This is a genomic window from Actinosynnema sp. NPDC037264 (genome assembly GCF_055603705.1).
Genome location: NZ_JBVJVK010000137.1, coordinates 1 through 1,458, shown reverse-complemented (window position 1 = coordinate 1,458; position 1,458 = coordinate 1). Strand labels below are relative to the sequence as shown.

Annotated in this window: 1 protein-coding gene; it reads left to right on the top strand. The window is 68.9% G+C overall.

What is annotated here, in order from left to right; genetic code table 11:
• Nucleotides 1-224 precede the first annotated feature (224 nt).
• Nucleotides 225-1,439, top strand: coding sequence for an IS110 family RNA-guided transposase (locus ACZ7GX_RS45690; RefSeq protein WP_498786926.1), 1,215 nt, complete (start codon nucleotides 225-227; stop codon nucleotides 1,437-1,439).
• Nucleotides 1,440-1,458: the final 19 nt, after the last annotated feature.

Below are 1,458 nucleotides of genomic sequence, written 5' to 3'. Positions count from 1 at the left end.
CCTCCATAAGCTCTTGATCGTCCGGGACACGATGTTCCGGACGCCCGGGTTGGTGGGGTGTGGCAATCAGTCCTCTGCCGTTGGATGGCTCTCGACGAGTGGCCGCCCCGCCGATCTGGACGCCTCGGCCTCTGATTGAGACTTGTGCGCGCGGTCGCTGTTTATGGAGGTGCCGGCGGGGTCGTCCACGGGCCTGAACCGCGGAAACGGAAGGAACGAGCCGCGTGGCGGTTCGCGAACGGATCTGGGTGGGCATCGACGTGGGCAAGACCACCCACCACGCCTGCGCCGTGGACGAGACCGGGAAGGTCGTGTTCTCCCAACGGGTCGACAACGGCCAGACCGCGATCGAGCAGCTCATCGCACGTGCCGGCAAAGCCGCTGTCGAGGTGCGGTGGGCTCTGGACCTGACCTCGGGCGCGGCAGGGCTGCTGGTCGTGCTGCTGCTGTCCACCGGACAGCCGGTGACCTACGTGTCCGGACAGACGGTCAACCGCATGGCCGGCGCCTTCGGCGGCGAGGGCAAAACCGACGCCAAGGACGCCAGGGTCATCGCCCAGACCTGCAGAATGCGCGGCGACCTGCCCCGATTGTCCGTCCCGGACCAGGTCGTGACCGACTTGGCGGTGCTCACCGCGCGACGCGCCGACCTGGTCAACGACTGGGTACGTGACGTCAACCGACTGCGCGAACTACTGTCCTCGATCTTCCCCGCCCTGGAGAAGGCGCTGGACTGCACCACCCGCGCCGCACTGTCCCTGCTGACCGGGTTTCAGACACCGGCGGCGATCCGCACGGCGGGCGAACCCGGCCTGACCCGCCACCTGCACGACCTCGGCGTTCGCCCCGGCACCGCGCACTCGGTGATCGTCAAGGCCCTGGCCGCCGCGGCGGAACAGACCGTCACCCTGCCCGCCGAGGCCGTCACCGCGCCGTTGATCGCGCGCCTGGCCCGACGGCTGCTCGACCTGGACCGCGAGGCCAAGGACCTCACCAAACTGATCGGCGACACCTTCCGCGCCCACCCCCACGCCTCGATCATCGAAAGCCTGCCCGGCCTGGGTCCGGTGCTGGGTGCGGAGTTCCTGGTCGGCACCGGCGGCGACCTGACCGCCTTCCGCGGCCCCGACAAACTCGCCGCCTTCGCCGGCCTGGCCCCGATGCCCCGCGACTCCGGCCGGATCAACGGCAACCTGCGCAAACCCCGCCGCTACCACCGGGGCCTGCGCCGGGTGTTCTACATGGCCGCCCTGTGCTCCACCCTGCGCGAAGGACCTTCACGGACCTTCTACCAGCGCAAACGAGCTGAAGGTAAACACCACATCCAAGCCCTGATCGCCCTGGCCCGCCGCCTGGTCGACGTGCTGTGGGCACTGTTGCGCGACAACCGGCCGTTCACAACGACAAGTTCCGCCACACCAGCGCCCACAGCCACTTGACACGGGTCATTAAGACTCG